The sequence below is a fragment of the Rhizobium sp. P44RR-XXIV genome, assembly GCF_001999485.2.
Taxonomy (GTDB): domain Bacteria; phylum Pseudomonadota; class Alphaproteobacteria; order Rhizobiales; family Rhizobiaceae; genus Rhizobium.
Genome location: NZ_MPVZ02000029.1, coordinates 1,155,225 through 1,171,119 on the forward strand (window position 1 = coordinate 1,155,225; position 15,895 = coordinate 1,171,119).

Here is a 15,895-nt window from a genome sequence, read left to right on the forward strand (position 1 = left end):
CACAGCATCATGCCATTTCGTCTTAGATCGCTGGCCCCCTATCTGTTCGTGGGGCCAGCCGTTCTCGCCGTTGCGATATTCCTCTATGGCCCGCTCATCGCTTCGATGGCGCTGTCTGTAATCGACTGGAATCTGCTGTCGTCAGACATCCGCTTTGTCGGCTTGGACAATTATGCGTCCGTTTTCGCTAATGCCGATTTTCGCGCCGCGGCCTGGAATACGCTGCTCTATTGCGCCGTCCTCATCCCGGCCGAGATTATCGTGCCATTGATCTTTGCGGTTATGCTTCATTCGGTGCGCAAGAACCCGATGCAGGCCTTTTATCGCGGCAGCCTGTTTCTGCCGACGATCGTCGCCTATTCCGTCGCGGGCGTCGCCTGGTCGTGGTTGTTCAACCCCATCAACGGTCTGTTCAACGAAATCCTTGGCTATTTCGGTTTCCCGCCATCGCGTTGGCATACCGATCCGAGCCTGGCGCTCTTGTGCGTGAGCCTTGTGACATTCTGGAAGACCTTCGGCCTCAACATGCTTCTCTGGCTGGCGGCGCTGGCAAACCTGCCGCATCAGCTGCGCGAGGCATCACAGCTCGATGGCGCGGGCTCGCTGCGGCATTTCTTCAACATCAGCCTGCCACTGATGACGCCGACGGCCTTCTTCATCAGCGTGACGACCTTCTTCCATGTCCTTGATGACATCGTCGGCATTATCGATGTCCTGACCCATGGCGGGCCTGCGGGCGCCAGTTCGAGCCTGCTCTATTTCCTGTGGCAGCAAGGATTGCTGTTCTTCCAGTTCGGACCCGCAAGTGCCGTTGCCGTCATCATCATCGTGCTCGTGCTTGCCGTGACATGGCTGCAGTTCCGCGTCAGTGAAAAGCGGGTCCATTACAGATGAACAATTTCGGCTCGAAGCTGCACCGGCTGCTGCTTCATATCGCGCTGCTGGCGATCTGCATTGTCACCGTATTTCCGCTGGTCTGGATGGTTTCCGCCGCCTTCACGCCGAACGATATCATCATGTCGAAGTCGGTTCGGCTATGGCCGGAGGATCCGACCCTGTCGAACTTCACCGTTGCCGCCAGCCGTCATCCCATCTGGATGTGGCTGTGGAATTCGTTGCTGACGGCAACGCTCATCACTGTCGGAAAGCTCATTCTCGCCGTCCCTGCGGGTTTTGCCTTCGGGCGGCTGGAATTTCCGGGACGGCAGACACTCTTCTGGTTCGTCATCGCTACCATGTCCTTTCCGAGCGTGCTGGCGATCATCCCGACCTATATCGCCGTCGTGAAGCTGCAGGCCTTCAATACCTATGGAGCGATGATCATTCCGTCGATCCCCTATATCGGCTTCTACGTCTTCTACATGCGGCAGGCGTTCCGGTCGCTGCCTGCCTCGATATTCGAGGCGGCGCGGATGGATGGCAGCGGCCTGGGGCGGCAATTCATCGAGATCGGCCTACCGAACGTCATCCCCGCAATCGCGGCGCTCTCCGTCATCTCCTTCATGGGTGCCTGGAACATCTATCTTTGGGGTCAGCTGGTGCTGGACGATGCTTTCAAGAAGACGCTGACGACCGGCATCGCTTCCTTTGCCGATCTTGAGGGAGCCGATCGGGCATGGGGACCGCTGATGGCGACGAGTTTGCTGTCGATCGTCCCCGTTCTTCTGATATTCCTGCTGGCACAGCGCTTCATCGTCGATGCGCTGGCCCCCGGCATTGACGACAGATAGGCAGAGCATGCCCCGTGTAATTGTTATCGGATCGGTAAACCACGACCGCATATGGCAGCTGGACGCACCATTGGTGCCGGGTCGGCGGATACAGTTCTCGTCGCGGACAACGCGGCTCGGCGGCGGCGCCTTCTATACGGGTCGGCAGCTTCTGGAACTGGGAGCCGACGTCGCCATCCTTTCGCGGCTGATGCAGGACGAACAGGGTGAAGCAGCCCTGAAATCTCTCGTCGCCGATGGCTTCGACAGCCAATACATCACGATGGCGCCGGGCGAGACCATGCCGCTGGAAATCTTCCTCGAACCGAATGGAGAGAGGACCATCCTCGCACCCACGAGGCAATTGGCGCCGTTAACGGCCAGTGAGAAACTCTCGAGCGCGGGCGTCTACATCAATTCGCTCAGTCTCGACGAGAGCCTTGTCGGTCAGATCGGTGCCCAGCCGCTCGTCATTTCGCAATTTCCGCTGCGGTCTGCAACGCCGCGTCCCGCCGACTATGTGATCTCCTCCCGCGACGACGTTGTGGATGATCTCCGTGTCGCCTGGCAGCGCGCCGGTCAAATCGCCGGTCCACGCCTGAAGATGCTCGTGCTGACAGATGGGCCTCGCCCGATCAGCCTGTTCGATGGATCGACGACCATAGAGGTGGAGCCGGCTGCAAAGGTCGATACCGCGAATACGATCGGCGCAGGGGATCGATTTGCTGGCGCCTTCCTCTTCGCCTTGCTCGCGGGGCTGGAGCCGGCAGCCGCGGCGCGGGAAGCAAGCCGCGTGACGGCGGAATGGTTGCGCCGGCGCGAAGGCTGAGCACCCCCATCCTTCGGGATCAGAAATATCGCCCTTGCGCAGCGAAACGGCATAGACAATTCATTCGGATGATTATAGAAATTATTCGAATGTTTTGGACGTAAGGCGTCCAGCCCACGCGAACTACAAACTGCCAAGGAAGAAGACCATGACCGAGGAGAAGACCGGCAGTCCGGTCGGTAAATCCTATCCCCATGCGCAGGCACTTGAAATTCTTGCCGCAGGCCGCCCGGAGGCCATAAAGGCGACTGCCGAACAGGTGCTCGACACGCTCGGCGAGGTCGCCGTTCTCGTCAACCGCACCGGCCTTGCCATGCTTCCACTGACCGATACGGTCTGCGGCACGGCCTTTCATCTGGGCGAGGTTCTGGTGTCCGAGGCGCATATCCGCGTGCCGGAGCGATCTGTCGAAGGTTATGGCGCGGTCATCGGCCGGGATCTCGAGCATGCCATGGCGATGGCGATCATCGATGCGGCGATCACCGCCGGCCATCAGGCCGACATCATCCTTGAACTTCTGGATGCCGAACGGCGTCATCAGGAAGCAGAGGATCGGCTGCTGCTGCAAAAAGTCGAAGCGACCCGCGTGCAGATGGAGACGTTCTGACCATGGCACACAATCTTCTGCCTACCCTGGACGACACCCGCACCAACGCGACCTTCGAAGAACTCATGTGGGCACTCAGCCGGCCCGGCCAGCTACGCGAGATGCCGGGAGAAGGCTTCTGGATCCTCGCAGAGAGCCTGCTTGATCGCGAATGCAGCTTCCACGCTCCGAATGATCCGTCTTTGGACACGATGTTGGCCACAACCGGGGCTCGGCGAGCACCGCTTGCCGAGGCAGACTATGTTTTCGCGGCGATCGACTCCGCCGAAAGCGTCGAGGCTCTCTCGTCGTTGCGCATCGGCACCCTCGCCTATCCGGATGATGCCGCGACCCTATTCGTGACTGCAAAGTTCGGCATCGGGCAGCGGCTGCGCCTCACCGGCCCCGGCATTAAGGACAGCATCACGATCGAGATTGACGGCATCGACCCCGGCTTCTGGCAGATGCGCCGCAAGGCGATCCGCTATCCGCTCGGCTGGGACCTCTATCTCGTCGACAGCAAGCGCCTGCTCGGCATTCCCCGCTCAACCACAATCGAGGTGCTCTGATGGCCTATGTAGCAACCCGAGGTGGCGAATATGCCATCGACCAGGCCGAGCGGCTCTTCCGCGGCGATCTCGGCGCGATCACCCGCGAGCGTGTCGAAGCGGTCAAGACCGGCCTTCCCTATCTCATCGACCGAGTGATGGGCGAGGCGTCGCTTTATGAGCCCGATCTCGCTGCCCTCGCTTTGGCGCAGGCTGGCGGCGATCTCTATGAGGCGATCCTGCTGCTGCGCGCCTACCGCACGACGCAACCGAGAATCGCCGTTGCAGAACCAGTCGGCCAGACGGATCTTTTCACCGTTCGCCGCATCTCGGCCGCCTTTAAGGATATTCCGGGCGGTCAGATCCTCGGGCCGACGCTCGATTATTCGCATCGCCTGCTGCAGGTCGATGTGCTGAAGGGCGAAGACTATGTGCCCGAGCCGGTGATCCCGGCCGCCGAACCGGCGCCTGCGAGCCAACCTTCGCTCACCAGTTGGCAGAAGGCGCAAGGTCTTATTCCGGAGCACCCGGTCGAAACGGTCGCGCCCGACGATATCCCTGACCTAACGCGCGAACCGCTGCTCTTTCCCGCAACGCGGGCACATAAACTGCAGAGCCTGGCGCGCGCCGATACCGGCGGAACCCTGGCGCTCGGATATTCAACCATGCGCGGCTATAGCTCCGTGCATCCAACCGTCAATGAATTGCGCCTGGCCGAAGCACCGGTCCGTCTGCGCCATCCCTGCGGCACGGTGTTCAGCGCCGGCCGCGTTCGCGTCAGCCAGACCGAAGTCATCTCGAAATCGAGAGAGCTGGAACTGGGCTTCTCGGCCACCTTCGGCTGGAACGAGGTAAAGGTCATCGCCGCTGCGACGCTTGATCTCGCCTCCAGCCAACCCAATCCGCATCCGGCGGCCAATGAGGAATTCGTGCTCTATCATACCGAGCCGGTCGAAAGCTCCGGCTTCTGCATCCACTTCAAGCTTCCGCACTATGTCACGTTCCAGTCCAGCCTGGATGCACTGCGCCGCGTCAAGACGGACAAGAACGCGGCCGCAAAACCTGCGGACACCGACAAGCTTCCCTCACGACAAGAGGAGGTCGCACTATGAAACTGCGGGATCTGACAAAGCCCTGGATGGCCTTCAACTATGGCTTCCTCGATGAATCCGCCAAGCGCGAAATGCGCCGCCGCATTCTGAAGGCGATTGCCGTGCCTGGCTATCAAGTGCCCTATGCCAGCCGCGAAGTGCCGATCGCTCGCGGCTGGGGAACGGGCGGCTTGCAGGTGACGCTGACGCTGCTGAAGCCGACGTCGGTCGTCAAAGTGATCGACCAGGGTTCGGATGATTCCGTCAATGCCAGCAGCATCCGCAAATTCGTCGCCCGCGTCGGCGGCGCCGTCGAGACAGAGGATACGATGGCCGCAACCATCATCCAGTCGCGCCACCGAATTCCGGAGGAAAAGCTGCACGAGGATCAGATCCTGGTGCTGCAGGTTCCGAACCCGGAGCCGTTGCGCCCGGTCCAGCCTGACATGTCGGTGGCGCGCGAGATGCATGGCGATGCCGATTACGGCCAGCTCTGGCTAATCCTCTATGAACAACTCGTCAAATCCGGCCGCATCATGCAGGGATCAAGCTATCCCAGCATGGTCAACGGTCGACACGTCATGACACCATCGCCGATCCCGCGTTGGGATGTGCCGAAGCTCAACCAGGCCGACCATCTGACGATCCTTTCGGCCGGGCGCGAGAAACGCATCTTTGCCGTGCCGCCCTATACGCGCGTCGAGCCTTTGGTCTTCGACGATGTGCCATACCGGGTCGAAGATCACCAGGACAAGACCTGTTACCGCAGCAATGTCACCGGCTTTTTCATGAACGAGATTCCCCAGGAGGATGGCTCCTCGCAATACGAGTTGTCCGACAGTCATTTCGGCGTCAAGCATATCCGCAAGACTGAGGCCGAAGCGGTCGAGATCGGCGAGACCTGGTACAACAATGGAAGGATGGACTGATGGCCAACCTTGACCTCGCAAGACCAGCGGAGCCGACCCGCCAGCCGCCGAGACTGATGCTAGCGGACCCGATTTTGACGATGCGCGACATCGCGCGGAACTATGGTGACGTGCGGGCGCTTGCCGGCGTCGACGTCACCGTCTATCCGGGCGAAGTGCTTGGCATCGTCGGCGAATCCGGTTCCGGCAAGTCGACGCTCCTCAGGATGATGAACCTTGAGGATACGCCCGATACCGGCAGCTATAATCTGGCGCTCCCAGGACATGAGGGCCGCAATCTCTTCACGCTCGATCGCTTTGAGCGGCGGATGCTGAGGGCGCATCACATCGGTATCGTCTATCAGAACCCGCATCTCGGGCTGCTGATGAACCACACCAGCAGCGGCAATGTCGCCGAACGCCTGCTGATTGCTGGCAATCGCAATTTCGCCGAGCTGCGCGAAAGGGCACGCCAATCCCTTGACGCGTCGGAATTTCCGATCGAGCGCATGGACGCCCGGCCGAACGAGCTTTCCGGCGGCATGCAACAGCGCGTCCAACTGGCCAAGGCAATCGCGCTCGAACCTGCCGTCCTGCTGCTCGACGAACCGACGACTGGCCTCGACGTCAGCGTCCAGGCGCTCGTACTCGATACGCTGAAGCGGCTGCAGCGCGACCGCTCCATCACCATGGTTCTGGTATCGCATGATCTCGGCGTCATCCGCACCATGGCGGACCGGGTTCTGGTCATGCGGCACGGCATGGTGGTCGAACAGGGCCTCGCCGACCAGATCTTCCAGGACCCACAGCACGCCTATACGCAGCAACTCGTGCACGCGAAGCTTTAAGGGAAAGACGATGAACATTCAGGTTTCCACCCGACAAGTTCCAGCTCCGGTGTTGCGCGTCGAAGGTCTCTCGAAGCAATTCGAAATGCATCATTTGAAGCGCACACTGTTTGCCTTCGAGAATATCGACTTCGAGCTCGGCGAAGGCGAATTCATTCTGCTCAAAGGCGAGAATGGCGCGGGCAAATCGACATTGCTGCGTACGCTCTATCGTTCCTACCTGCCGCGCGGCGGCCACGTCTATTATCATACGAAGGAAGGGATCATCGATCTCGCGACTGCCGCCGATGTCGATATCGCCGTGCTGCGCCGGCGTGAAATCGGCTTCGTCACCCAGTTCCTGAATGCGCGTCCGCGTGTCGCGGCGGAGGAGCTTGTTGCCGAGCCGCTGAGGCTCGCCGGCAAATCACATGCTGAATCCCTCGCCGAAGCGCGGCGCTGGCTCGACGCTTTCGGTGTGAAGAAGCAGCTCTGGTCTGCCTATCCCTCGACATTCTCAGGCGGCGAGCAGCAGAAGGTCAATCTGGCCCGTGCGCTGATCCTGCCGCAACGCCTGCTGCTGCTGGACGAGCCGACGGCCTCGCTCGATCATGCGGCACGCAAGGCACTGGTCGAAAGATTGGCGCAGCTCAAGGCATCCGGCGTTGCAATGATCGGTGTCTTTCACCATCCCGAAGATGTAAGGGCATTGATCGACCGGGAATTATATCTGGAAGCCATCAAGATCGAGGACGAGCAAGACGATGTGGCTGAGTAATTTTGAGATTGTATTACAGGACCGCGTGATCGAGCGCGGCGCCGTCAGGATCGAAGAGGGGCTGATCGCAGAGATCAGCGAAAGGCCGGTTGAGGGCGCAGATGTAGACGGCCACGGCCGGTTTCTGCTGCCCGGCTTCGTCGACATGCATGGCGATATGATCGAGAAATGCGTGGAGCCGCGGGTCAATGTCCGAATGCCGCTGGAACTCGGTGTCTACGACCTCGACAAGATGCTCGCTGCCAACGGCGTGACGACCGCCTACGCGGCTGTTGCCTTCACCCCGGCAACCTACGGCCATGTCCGCTCGGCGGAAAATACCCGAGCAATGATCGAAAAACTCGCATCGATGCGAGACGAACTCTTGATCGACCACCGCGTCCACGGCCGCTTCGAGGTGACCTTCCTGCCTGCTTTGAAAGAAGCAAGGGCGCTGATCGACGCCGGCGCGCTCCACCTGATTTCGCTCATGGACCATACGCCGGGCCAGGGGCAATACCGCGATATCGAATTGCATATCGCCAATACGGCAAAGGCAAAGAAGATCAGCGAAGCCCAGGCTGCAGATCTTGTGAAGCAGCGCATGGCGGCCCGCACCGAACACGGCGACAGCACGGACATCATCAACGGACTGGCGGATCTGGCGCGCGAGCATAGCGTTGTGCTGGCCTCCCATGACGACGACACGATCGAGAAGGTCGCACTGCTGCACAGCCTCGGTGCGGCGATCAGCGAGTTTCCGATCAATATCGCGACGGCAACGGAAGCGAGGAAACTCGGATTGGCAACCGCGATGGGCGCGCCGAATGCATTGCGAGGCCTATCCTATTCCGGCAATCTCTCCGCGCGGGAAGCCTATGAGGCCGGCGTCCTCGATATCCTTGCGAGCGACTATCACCCGTCAGCAATTCTTCCGGCTGTCATCGCGCTTGCGGAAATCGGCACCGGCGGCCTTCCCGCCTCGGCTGCCTTGGCAAGCGCCAACCCGGCAAAGGCGCTCGGCCTCAATGACCGCGGCCGGATCGCCGCAGGGCTGCGCGCCGATCTCGTGATCGCCGAGCGCGGCCGTGTGCCACGGGTGCGCAGCACGATCCGCGGCGGCAAGATGGTTTGGTCCGACGGCTCCATCAAGGGCTTCTAGACGGCAAAGCATAGCCGGCCTGGGGTCCGTGTCACAAACGACAGCGGGAGGGGATTTTCCTCCCGCCAATTTGTTTTCCTTACATCGCTTTCTGCGGGTGCGGCGTGCCTTCATAGGCACCCCAGATCGATTGATCCAGATTGATCGTGGCGCCGGTCATCAGGCCGGATTCCTCGGAAGACAGATAGGCGACGGCGCGTGCAACCTCGGCCGGATCGACCAGCCGGCCGAAGGGCTGGCTGGCGGCCGCCTTTGCCAACCAGTCATCGGCGGCACCATGATATTCCCGCTGAATGCGGTCCTCGCCATCGCTCGACATCCAGCCGATGTTGAGCGCATTGACCCTGATCCGGTTTCTGAGCAGCGAGAAGGCAGTGTTGCGGGTCAGCGTGTCGAGCGCGCCCTTGGACGAGCAATAGGCGCTGATGAAGGGCTGCCCGGCCATCGACGACATCGAGGAGATATTGACGATCGTGCCCTCGACGTCGTTGGCGATCATGTTCTTGATTGCGTCCTGCATAAGGAAGAACGGCGCGCGCACATTGATGGCGAAGATCTGATCGAACAGTTCCGGGCTGGTGTCGAGAATGGTTCCCCGATCAGTGGTCGCCGCGACGTTGACCAGGGCGTCGATCCGGCCAAACTGCCCAGCCGCAGCCTCTATGACCTTGCGGCAGTCCTCGACGCGGCCGAGATCGGCCGCAACGAAGACGACCGGCGTGCCGTATCGCTCACCAATCTCCCGCGCCTTGGCCTCACCCTTTGCGGTGCTGCGGCCGCAGATCGTGATCCCTGCCGCCCCGCGTTCGGCAAAGAGACGCGCAACCTCCGCACCCAAGCCCTGCGTGCCACCGGTCACCACGGCAAATTTTCCATCCAGTCGGTTCATAGAATCCTCACGCCTCCCTGCGTGCCGCATGTGCGGCGATCAGCTCGGCAAACTGCCCCGCATCCATCCCCGCATCAAGGGCCTCAGCCATGATTTGAGCCTGTGTTTTCGGCGCGAGGCCTCCGACCGGCGGATCGCTGTCGAGATTGGTGGGGAAGGCATAGCCTTCGGCCGTCGATGCGATCACATTCGCCGCCTCAGCGCGGCTGAGCGCACCTGCCTGAACGGCGGCGAGCAGCGCCGGATAGGCCGTCACCGACATACGGCTTCTGTTGACACTTTCCATGGCCCGCCCAAAGGCCGATGACACCTGCAGGAGGTTTGCCATGCGGTAGATATCCTTCGAGACATTGTTGCCGGCGCCATGCATGACCGCCGGGTTGAAGAAGACGGCATCGCCCTTTTCCAGTGGCAGCTGCACGTGATGCTCGGCGAAATAGGCCTGAAACTCCGGGCGTCCGAAGGCGATATAGCCTTCGAAAAAGGTTTGCGAATAGGGCAGGAAGAGCGTCGGTCCACTTTCGAGCGGCATATCGCAATGCGCGACCGCTCCCTGCAGGGTCAGAAGCGGCGAAACCGCATGAATATGGCCGGGATAGGCCTGCATCTGCCGCGGCGTCATGAAGCCGAGATGATAATCGCGATGCGGCTTCTGCGCCGTACCGCCGGGGTTCACCCGGTTCATCTGCGCGGTCATCTGGTAGCCGACGCCCAGCCAGGCTTCCGATACCATCGCGACGGCGGTGGAGGCGTAATAGTGAGCGAAATTCTCAGGGTCCGCCAGGCAATGTTTCTCCAAGGAGTTCCAGATGCGATCATTGGCGCCAGGCTTGGCAAAGTGATCGCCTGCCCCCTTGCCCTTCTCCTTTTCCTCGCGGACGATGGCTTCGAAAACGGCGGTAGCCCGATCAACGACCGCAGCATCCGGCAGGGCATTCTTGATGACGATGATGCCCGGCCCTGCGGTAAAGGCTTCGACCCACTCAGCCATCAGCTCGCGCCGCTTGTCTTCATCCTCGGCGGTACTCCGAACCAGATCGCCATCATAAATGAGGATGTTCTTCTCGATACTTGCCGCCAACGGCCAGTCCGAGGGATTTGCAGTTTTTTCGACCATGTCCCTGAAATGATCGAGATTGCCGCAATCGGCCGAAAGCCAAATTTTTTGGCTGCGCCGGCTGGTCTGTGTCTGAGCGTCCATGGTGTTCTCCTCCCGAGATGACGTTCGACTTATGTGTTGAAGGTAACCTCGCCCCGGTCTATGAAAAAGACTGAAAACACCTCAAAAACACCTCAGAAGGATGGCAGGTGAAATCACGCTTCCCACTGAAGGACATTGCGCTACAGGCCGGCTTGAGTCTGGCGACCGTGGACCGGGTGATGCATGAACGCGCCGGCGTTCGTACCGTGACACGCACCCGCGTCGCAGCGGCAATTTCCGAGCTGGAACGGCAATATGTGCAATCGGGCCTCGCCGGGCGGCGCTTCGTCATCGACATCGTGATGGATACGCCGCAACGTTTTTCCACGGCAGTGCGCGAAGCATTCGAGGCGGAATTGCCCGGTATGCGCCCGGCCTCATTCTCCGCGCGGTTTCATGTTGCCGAAACGATGAGCGAGCAGGAACTATTGTCCATCCTCAACACCATCCGCCGGCGCGGCAGCCGCGGCGTCGTCCTGAAGGCTGCCTCGACGCCGGCTATTGCCGAACTTGCCGCCCAACTGATGGCGGCAAGGATTCCTGTTGTCACCCTGGTCACCGATCTGCCGGCGGATGCCCGCATCGGCTACGTCGGCATGGACAATCGCGTTGCGGGCGCAACCGCCGCCTATCTGCTCGGCCGCATGGCCGGAGAACAACCCGGCAAGGTGCTGGTGACGCTATCGAGCAGGCTCTTTGCCGGCGAGGACGAGCGAGAGCAAGGATTCCGCAATGTTCTCGCTGATCGTTTTCCTCGACTTTCGACCGTACGGATTTCCGAGGGATTTGGCGTCGACCGAACAACCCAGCTGCTCGTCCGAGACGCCTTGGAACGGGAGCCGGATATTCGCGCGGTTTATTCGATCGGCGGTGGCAATCGCGCCATATTGAAGGCCTTCACCGAAGCCCGGCGCGAATGCGCCGTTTTTGCCGCGCACGATCTCGATCAGGACAATGTCAGGCTGCTGGCGACCGGCGCCATTACCTTCGTCATCCATCACGATCTGCGGCACGACGCCCGCAGTGCCTGTCAGTTGATGCTCGCCTATCACCGGATGCTGCCGCCCGATTTCCAGGTGGCTCCGTCGAGGGTAGCAATCGCAACGCCCTTCGAGCCGACGCACTGACTGCAACGACCTTGCATGCCACTTCCTAATCCCGGCTGTTCACCAGAAACCACTTATACTGAAGCGGATCCGGCGATCGGACCGCGTGATTGAGCGCCTTTCCCAAAAGATGCAGGCTCTCTATCGCCAGCAGGCCAGCTCCGATGTGATGAGCGAGCTCCTCTCTTGCAACAAATACTTCGACGAAGCCCATGGGCAGAGTGCAGATCCACGACCAATGCGGCAGCAGCCGCGAGGGCAGGCTTGCCCCTTTCAAATAGCCATTGGCGTCGTCAATAGCGGTCTTGATATGCCCGAAATCAATCTTTCCGGCTTGAAGCTCATCCGACCATGAGCGGACCTTTCCCCGCCAGGCCTCGATGCGCGGGTTCTCGCGAAGATTGAGAGCCTCGGAAAACGTCGCCGGCGATGGCACCTCGATCTGGTTCTCAAAATAGAGCTTCACGATCGCCAGATCGGCAGGCTCCGTATTGCCCGCCTTTGCCTCGGAACCGATGATATCAGGCAGGATCTGGCTATAGGTCGGAATGCCGCGGCGGGTGAGTTCCAGGCTGATGGACGCCATGGTGAATTCCAACTCGACCTCGTGCAGCATCCGATCGCCGGCGAACCAACGTACCCTTTCCGGAATTTCTTCCAAATTCGTGGTGATCTCATCAAAACTCGCGGAGGAGACGGTGATATTCCGTACGGCGAGATTGGAAATGATCAGGTTTTTGAGCGCGCGGAGCTCATCGACCTGATAGCGCCCCATAGGCCGGACGTTGAGATCGGGAGCGACATGGCCAATCCAGTGAAGGTGGCCATCGATCGGCCGCGGATCGATGTCGAGATCAGGTGGGAGCAAAGGCTCCTCGGCGAGAACGAACATCTCGAGCGCCTGGCGCTGATGCGCGGGGCTGATCCAGCCTTCGTCGAACCCTTCCTTGAAGCGATGGCGAATGAAAGGACTGTCGGCAGCGCCCATGCGCTGATCGAAATAGAGCGCATGAGCAAGATTCCATGCCGGAAAACGATGGAAGAGCATGCGGCATCCTCTTGTGATGACGTTAGCCTGGGTCTTCCCACATCATAGCAAAGGCCTTTCTTCGCCGCGATGCGTTTCGTTGTCGTGCTGTCGAATAATCCTTATTTGAGCCCTTGGCAGATCAAGGTCGCTCGCCAGCGGCAAGCCGACGTTCGATGTCGTCAATGACAGGCATCAGATCGGCGACCGTATCGATGACATAATGAGCCCCGTGCTTCTTCAGCACGCCGGACGCATGTTCGCGGACCCTGGCAAGCGCGTCGGGTGCCATGGTCGCGACTTCCTGCGGCGTCAAACCGGCTTCATTGCCGCTCAATGCGAGACCGACCGTCCAGCAGCCGGCGGCAACACCCTCGTCGATACCAACGCCGGTATCGTCCACCTTGACAACCGCATTGGCGGGCCAGACGTCGAGATCGAGAAAGCACTTATACATGTTCATCGGCGTCGGCCGGCCATGCGGCAGGTCGCCGGCGCAGACGAGATTGTCGACCTCGTAGCCCTGTTCCTTGGCAAGCGGCAGGACGCGCTCCATGATCGAACGGGTGTAACCCGTCGTCGAGCCGATCTTGAAGCCACGCTGACGCAACGATCCAACGACCTCCGTGGTGCCGGGCACGAGATCCGCAAATTTATGCACGACCTCCTCGTTCATCGGGACGAAGACCTCGTAGACCGCATCCACGTCTGCCGCCGTCGGCGCCTTGCCATGGCGCGCCGTCCATAGCTCGTGAATGCGCGGCTGCTTCAGCATCGCGTCTATGTGATCCCATTTCGGGCGCCCCATCGGCTCTCTCGCTTCCGGGATGGTAACCTCGATGCCGAAACGGCTGAAGGCTTCGACGAATACGCCCATCGGAGCAAAGGACCCGAAATCGATCACGGTTCCTGCCCAATCGAATACAACGGCTTTCAGCTGGCTCATTGCTCTGTCTCCCATGAACCCGATTTTGAACCATAAAGATCATCGATGACCTGCTCGCCCAATGCGAAGCCGGTTGAAGCACCGGTGCCGCCGGTTACCATCGCGAGCCGAATATTATCCGCAGGACGCTCGACCAGAACATTGCGCTCCTTCGAGGAGGCGTAAGTGCCGATCCAGCGGTTGACCACATGCCGGCCCGGAAGATCGAAGACGCGATCGAATTCGTCGAGAATGAGTTGATCGAAGCGATCGCTTGCAAACGGCTGCTGGGCATTGCCATAAACATGGCTGTCGCCGACGACGAGCGAGCCATCCGCAGACTGGACGGCGATCAGATGGATACCGGCGGCGCGGCTCTCGGCTTCTTCCCGATCCAGCCGCGTTCCGAGCGCTGCAGCCTCCGGCAAATCGGCAAAGCCCTCATAGCGCGCCAGGCTCATATCTGACATGACAGCGGCGCCAAACCGGCTTGGCTGCCCAGGCGAGACACGCAGCATCTGCAGCGTGCAGATCGTCAACGGATGGCTGCCGATGACATCGGGGAAAAGCGTCGAGAAATCGTCGCCGGGGCAAACGACGACTGCTTCGGCTTCGATGAGGCCATGGCTTGTTTCGATCCGCGTGCCGTCGATCGCCCGAACGGCGGTGTTCCATCGAAAGTCGATCTTGTGTTTGGCTTCGAGCCAGACGGCGAGTTTCGGCAAAGCCTCGGAAGATTCCACACGCAGCTCGTGCGGGCTGTAGAGGATCGACTTGACTTCGTCGAGGCGCATGCTGGGCACGAGATCCCCCGCCTCGGTTGCCGTCATCAGGCGGCATTTCTCGCCCATCGGCGTTTTGAGAAAGGCCTCGACCACGACCGCAGCCTCATCACGTCGGGCCGGCATCACCAGACCGCGATGCAGCACCGCGATATCCGCCTCAGCGACGATCTCGGCCCAGATGTCGCGGCTGCGCATGGCCCGCTCCCAATGCGCGCCAGCCTTCTGTCCGGAAATGGTGACGAAGCCGAAATTGCGAATGGAGGCGCCGACGGCCTTGGCATTGCGCTCGATGACGACGACTTTCTTGCCCTGTCGCGTCGCAGCCAGCGCCATACCGAGCCCGACGATACCAGCGCCGACTACCGCAAGATCATATCCAACTGCCATTACACTGCCCTTTCCTCAGCCAGCCCAGCTCTCTTCGATTGGCCTTATAAACGCCACCGAGCCTTTGGTCGGACTTTATAGGGTAAGGCATAGCAAAATCATATGACAGAATTATAAATTCTGTGAAATTATATTAATTGACTATATTTTTCTATCAATTGAAAGGGAGCTCGCCGTCCATCTCAAGCGCATGCTCCCTCGCGACCTCGAAGAAAGCTGCAATGGCCGCGTGATCGCGGCATTCCGGCAAGGTAACGAGATAGTGGCCGATGGCCAGTTCGGGTTCGACCAGCGGAACGACGTCTATGTGATCGTCGGACCGGACCTCCCCCTCGATGGAAATCGCTAACCCTATGCCGGCGGCAGCGGCAGCATAGGCGACATCAAGCGTCGCCACTTCGAGGACGGGCTTCAGCTTCACGCCCTGCTTGCTGGCAGCGTCTTCGAGCAGCATGCGGGTGCCGGATGATTTGTTCCACAGCACCATGTCGTGGCCATCGAGATCGGCCAAAGTCAAGCGACCTTTCTCAAGCATGGGATCTCCCTTGCGGCCATAGATCGCCACGCGGGATTCATGCAGCCGCAGCGATGAAAAGCGGCTGTCGGGCGTGACCTGGGAAATCGTCGCAACATCAAGCTCGCCACGCAGTACTGCATCGGCCAGTTCCAGAGACGGGCCGCCCCGCGTCGTCAAACGCAGAGACGGAAATTGCCGAACGAAGGCAGTCAAGACCGGCATGATGAGCCGGTGCGCGCTGAAGCCGATGGAGATCGTGCCGGTGTTCAGCGATGTGGTGTCGGTGATCGCCCGGTCGACCTCATTGAGGCATTTCAGCGTCACCCTGATCTTGGCGATCAGACTGACTGCGGATGGTGCGACGCTGATGTTATGTCCATCACGGATGAAGACGCGGGTACGGCACAATTCCTCAAACGACTGGACCTGTGTGGAAACCGACGGCTGGCTGATCCCCAGATCCTCGGCTGCACGCGAGAATTTTCCCGTGCGTGCCAATGCTTCGACGGCCTTCATTTGCGCAAGCGTAACAGACGGCATTCGCGATGGTCCCACCCTGAAATCGCACAGATATACAGTTCAATAAGTCGCCGACCCCACCGTGGCAACTCGCTTTCCACAAAGGCCGGACATGCTAGCGC

The 15,895-nt window shown here is 60.3% G+C and carries 17 protein-coding genes; 11 read left to right on the forward strand and 6 right to left on the reverse strand.

The genetic code is table 11. The annotated features are described in order from the left end of the window. Nucleotides 1-9 precede the first annotated feature (9 nt). The 10 genes from BSK43_RS31330 to BSK43_RS31375 all read left to right on the forward strand — a co-directional run bounded on the left by BSK43_RS31330 (nt 10) and on the right by BSK43_RS31375 (nt 8,417). Entirely contained in the window at nt 10-894 is an 885-nt protein-coding gene (locus BSK43_RS31330; RefSeq protein ID WP_077467394.1) for a sugar ABC transporter permease, read from the forward strand. Continuing rightward, the gene (locus tag BSK43_RS31335) at nt 891-1,730 is read left to right on the forward strand and encodes a carbohydrate ABC transporter permease (RefSeq protein WP_077467395.1); all 840 of its coding nucleotides are present in this window, start codon (nt 891-893) and stop codon (nt 1,728-1,730) included. Before BSK43_RS31330 ends, BSK43_RS31335 begins: the two co-directional genes overlap by 4 nt. A gap of 7 nt (nt 1,731-1,737) precedes the next feature. Further along, on the forward strand, nt 1,738-2,538 hold the full coding sequence (locus BSK43_RS31340) for a PfkB family carbohydrate kinase (RefSeq protein WP_169055488.1): 801 nt from the start codon (nt 1,738-1,740) through the stop codon (nt 2,536-2,538). A 148-nt stretch (nt 2,539-2,686) separates the two neighbouring features. After that, a complete protein-coding gene (locus BSK43_RS31345; RefSeq protein WP_077467396.1) occupies nt 2,687-3,145 on the forward strand; it encodes a phosphonate C-P lyase system protein PhnG in 459 nt (152 codons plus the stop codon). Nucleotides 3,146-3,147: 2 nt separating this feature from the next. After that, nucleotides 3,148-3,693: a phosphonate C-P lyase system protein PhnH gene (gene phnH, locus BSK43_RS31350; RefSeq protein WP_077467397.1), complete on the forward strand. Its 546-nt coding sequence runs from the start codon at nt 3,148-3,150 to the stop codon at nt 3,691-3,693. After that, nucleotides 3,693-4,784 (forward strand): carbon-phosphorus lyase complex subunit PhnI, encoded by a 1,092-nt coding sequence (locus BSK43_RS31355; protein WP_077467398.1) that lies wholly within the window; start codon nt 3,693-3,695, stop codon nt 4,782-4,784. The genes phnH and BSK43_RS31355 overlap by 1 nt, the downstream gene beginning before the upstream one ends. Further along, nucleotides 4,781-5,692, forward strand: a complete 912-nt coding sequence (locus tag BSK43_RS31360) for an alpha-D-ribose 1-methylphosphonate 5-phosphate C-P-lyase PhnJ (protein ID WP_077467399.1) — start codon at nt 4,781-4,783, stop codon at nt 5,690-5,692. Before BSK43_RS31355 ends, BSK43_RS31360 begins: the two co-directional genes overlap by 4 nt. Then, entirely contained in the window at nt 5,692-6,519 is an 828-nt protein-coding gene (locus BSK43_RS31365; protein WP_077467400.1) for an ATP-binding cassette domain-containing protein, read from the forward strand. The genes BSK43_RS31360 and BSK43_RS31365 overlap by 1 nt, the downstream gene beginning before the upstream one ends. Nucleotides 6,520-6,529: 10 nt before the next feature. Beyond that, on the forward strand, nt 6,530-7,276 hold the full coding sequence (locus BSK43_RS31370; RefSeq protein WP_077467401.1) for an ATP-binding cassette domain-containing protein: 747 nt from the start codon (nt 6,530-6,532) through the stop codon (nt 7,274-7,276). Then, a complete protein-coding gene (locus BSK43_RS31375; RefSeq protein ID WP_077467402.1) occupies nt 7,263-8,417 on the forward strand; it encodes an alpha-D-ribose 1-methylphosphonate 5-triphosphate diphosphatase in 1,155 nt (384 codons plus the stop codon). The genes BSK43_RS31370 and BSK43_RS31375 overlap by 14 nt, the downstream gene beginning before the upstream one ends. Before the next feature lie 79 nt (nt 8,418-8,496). Here BSK43_RS31375 and BSK43_RS31380 read toward each other — a convergent pair whose 3' ends face one another. Both BSK43_RS31380 and BSK43_RS31385 read right to left on the reverse strand, forming a co-directional pair. Beyond that, nucleotides 8,497-9,306, reverse strand: a complete 810-nt coding sequence (locus BSK43_RS31380; protein WP_077467403.1) for an SDR family oxidoreductase — start codon at nt 9,304-9,306, stop codon at nt 8,497-8,499. A gap of 7 nt (nt 9,307-9,313) precedes the next feature. Further along, nucleotides 9,314-10,507 carry a phytanoyl-CoA dioxygenase family protein gene (locus BSK43_RS31385; protein WP_077467404.1) on the reverse strand — a complete coding sequence of 398 codons (1,194 nt, stop codon included), beginning with the start codon at nt 10,505-10,507 and terminating at the stop codon, nt 9,314-9,316. A 107-nt stretch (nt 10,508-10,614) separates the two neighbouring features. Between BSK43_RS31385 and BSK43_RS31390 the strand changes: the two genes are divergently transcribed. Continuing rightward, on the forward strand, nt 10,615-11,634 hold the full coding sequence (locus BSK43_RS31390) for a LacI family DNA-binding transcriptional regulator (RefSeq protein WP_136687387.1): 1,020 nt from the start codon (nt 10,615-10,617) through the stop codon (nt 11,632-11,634). Between the two features lie 25 nt (nt 11,635-11,659). Here BSK43_RS31390 and BSK43_RS31395 read toward each other — a convergent pair whose 3' ends face one another. The 4 genes from BSK43_RS31395 to BSK43_RS31410 all read right to left on the reverse strand — a co-directional run bounded on the left by BSK43_RS31395 (nt 11,660) and on the right by BSK43_RS31410 (nt 15,794). Beyond that, nucleotides 11,660-12,661: a hypothetical protein gene (locus BSK43_RS31395; protein ID WP_077467405.1), complete on the reverse strand. Its 1,002-nt coding sequence runs from the start codon at nt 12,659-12,661 to the stop codon at nt 11,660-11,662. Between the two features lie 121 nt (nt 12,662-12,782). Beyond that, entirely contained in the window at nt 12,783-13,586 is an 804-nt protein-coding gene (gene phnX, locus BSK43_RS31400; protein WP_077467406.1) for a phosphonoacetaldehyde hydrolase, read from the reverse strand. Beyond that, nucleotides 13,583-14,737 carry a TIGR03364 family FAD-dependent oxidoreductase gene (locus BSK43_RS31405; RefSeq protein WP_077467407.1) on the reverse strand — a complete coding sequence of 385 codons (1,155 nt, stop codon included), beginning with the start codon at nt 14,735-14,737 and terminating at the stop codon, nt 13,583-13,585. The genes phnX and BSK43_RS31405 overlap by 4 nt, the downstream gene beginning before the upstream one ends. Before the next feature lie 154 nt (nt 14,738-14,891). Then, nucleotides 14,892-15,794, reverse strand: coding sequence for a LysR family transcriptional regulator (locus tag BSK43_RS31410; RefSeq protein WP_077467408.1), 903 nt, complete (start codon nt 15,792-15,794; stop codon nt 14,892-14,894). Nucleotides 15,795-15,895: the final 101 nt, after the last annotated feature.

Bases quoted from the DNA above. Each gene is read 5' to 3' on its own strand.
- BSK43_RS31330 (WP_077467394.1), top strand. From the start codon at position 10: ATGCCATTTCGTCTTAGATCGCTGGCCCCCTATCTGTTCGTGGGGCCA.
- BSK43_RS31335 (WP_077467395.1), top strand. From the start codon at position 891: ATGAACAATTTCGGCTCGAAGCTGCACCGGCTGCTGCTTCATATCGCG.
- BSK43_RS31340 (WP_169055488.1), top strand. From the start codon at position 1,738: ATGCCCCGTGTAATTGTTATCGGATCGGTAAACCACGACCGCATATGG.
- BSK43_RS31345 (WP_077467396.1), top strand. From the start codon at position 2,687: ATGACCGAGGAGAAGACCGGCAGTCCGGTCGGTAAATCCTATCCCCAT.
- phnH (WP_077467397.1), top strand. From the start codon at position 3,148: ATGGCACACAATCTTCTGCCTACCCTGGACGACACCCGCACCAACGCG.
- BSK43_RS31355 (WP_077467398.1), top strand. From the start codon at position 3,693: ATGGCCTATGTAGCAACCCGAGGTGGCGAATATGCCATCGACCAGGCC.
- BSK43_RS31360 (WP_077467399.1), top strand. From the start codon at position 4,781: ATGAAACTGCGGGATCTGACAAAGCCCTGGATGGCCTTCAACTATGGC.
- BSK43_RS31365 (WP_077467400.1), top strand. From the start codon at position 5,692: ATGGCCAACCTTGACCTCGCAAGACCAGCGGAGCCGACCCGCCAGCCG.
- BSK43_RS31370 (WP_077467401.1), top strand. From the start codon at position 6,530: ATGAACATTCAGGTTTCCACCCGACAAGTTCCAGCTCCGGTGTTGCGC.
- BSK43_RS31375 (WP_077467402.1), top strand. From the start codon at position 7,263: ATGTGGCTGAGTAATTTTGAGATTGTATTACAGGACCGCGTGATCGAG.
- BSK43_RS31380 (WP_077467403.1), bottom strand. From the start codon at position 9,306: ATGAACCGACTGGATGGAAAATTTGCCGTGGTGACCGGTGGCACGCAG.
- BSK43_RS31385 (WP_077467404.1), bottom strand. From the start codon at position 10,507: ATGGACGCTCAGACACAGACCAGCCGGCGCAGCCAAAAAATTTGGCTT.
- BSK43_RS31395 (WP_077467405.1), bottom strand. From the start codon at position 12,661: ATGCTCTTCCATCGTTTTCCGGCATGGAATCTTGCTCATGCGCTCTAT.
- phnX (WP_077467406.1), bottom strand. From the start codon at position 13,586: ATGAGCCAGCTGAAAGCCGTTGTATTCGATTGGGCAGGAACCGTGATC.
- BSK43_RS31405 (WP_077467407.1), bottom strand. From the start codon at position 14,737: ATGGCAGTTGGATATGATCTTGCGGTAGTCGGCGCTGGTATCGTCGGG.
- BSK43_RS31410 (WP_077467408.1), bottom strand. From the start codon at position 15,794: ATGCCGTCTGTTACGCTTGCGCAAATGAAGGCCGTCGAAGCATTGGCA.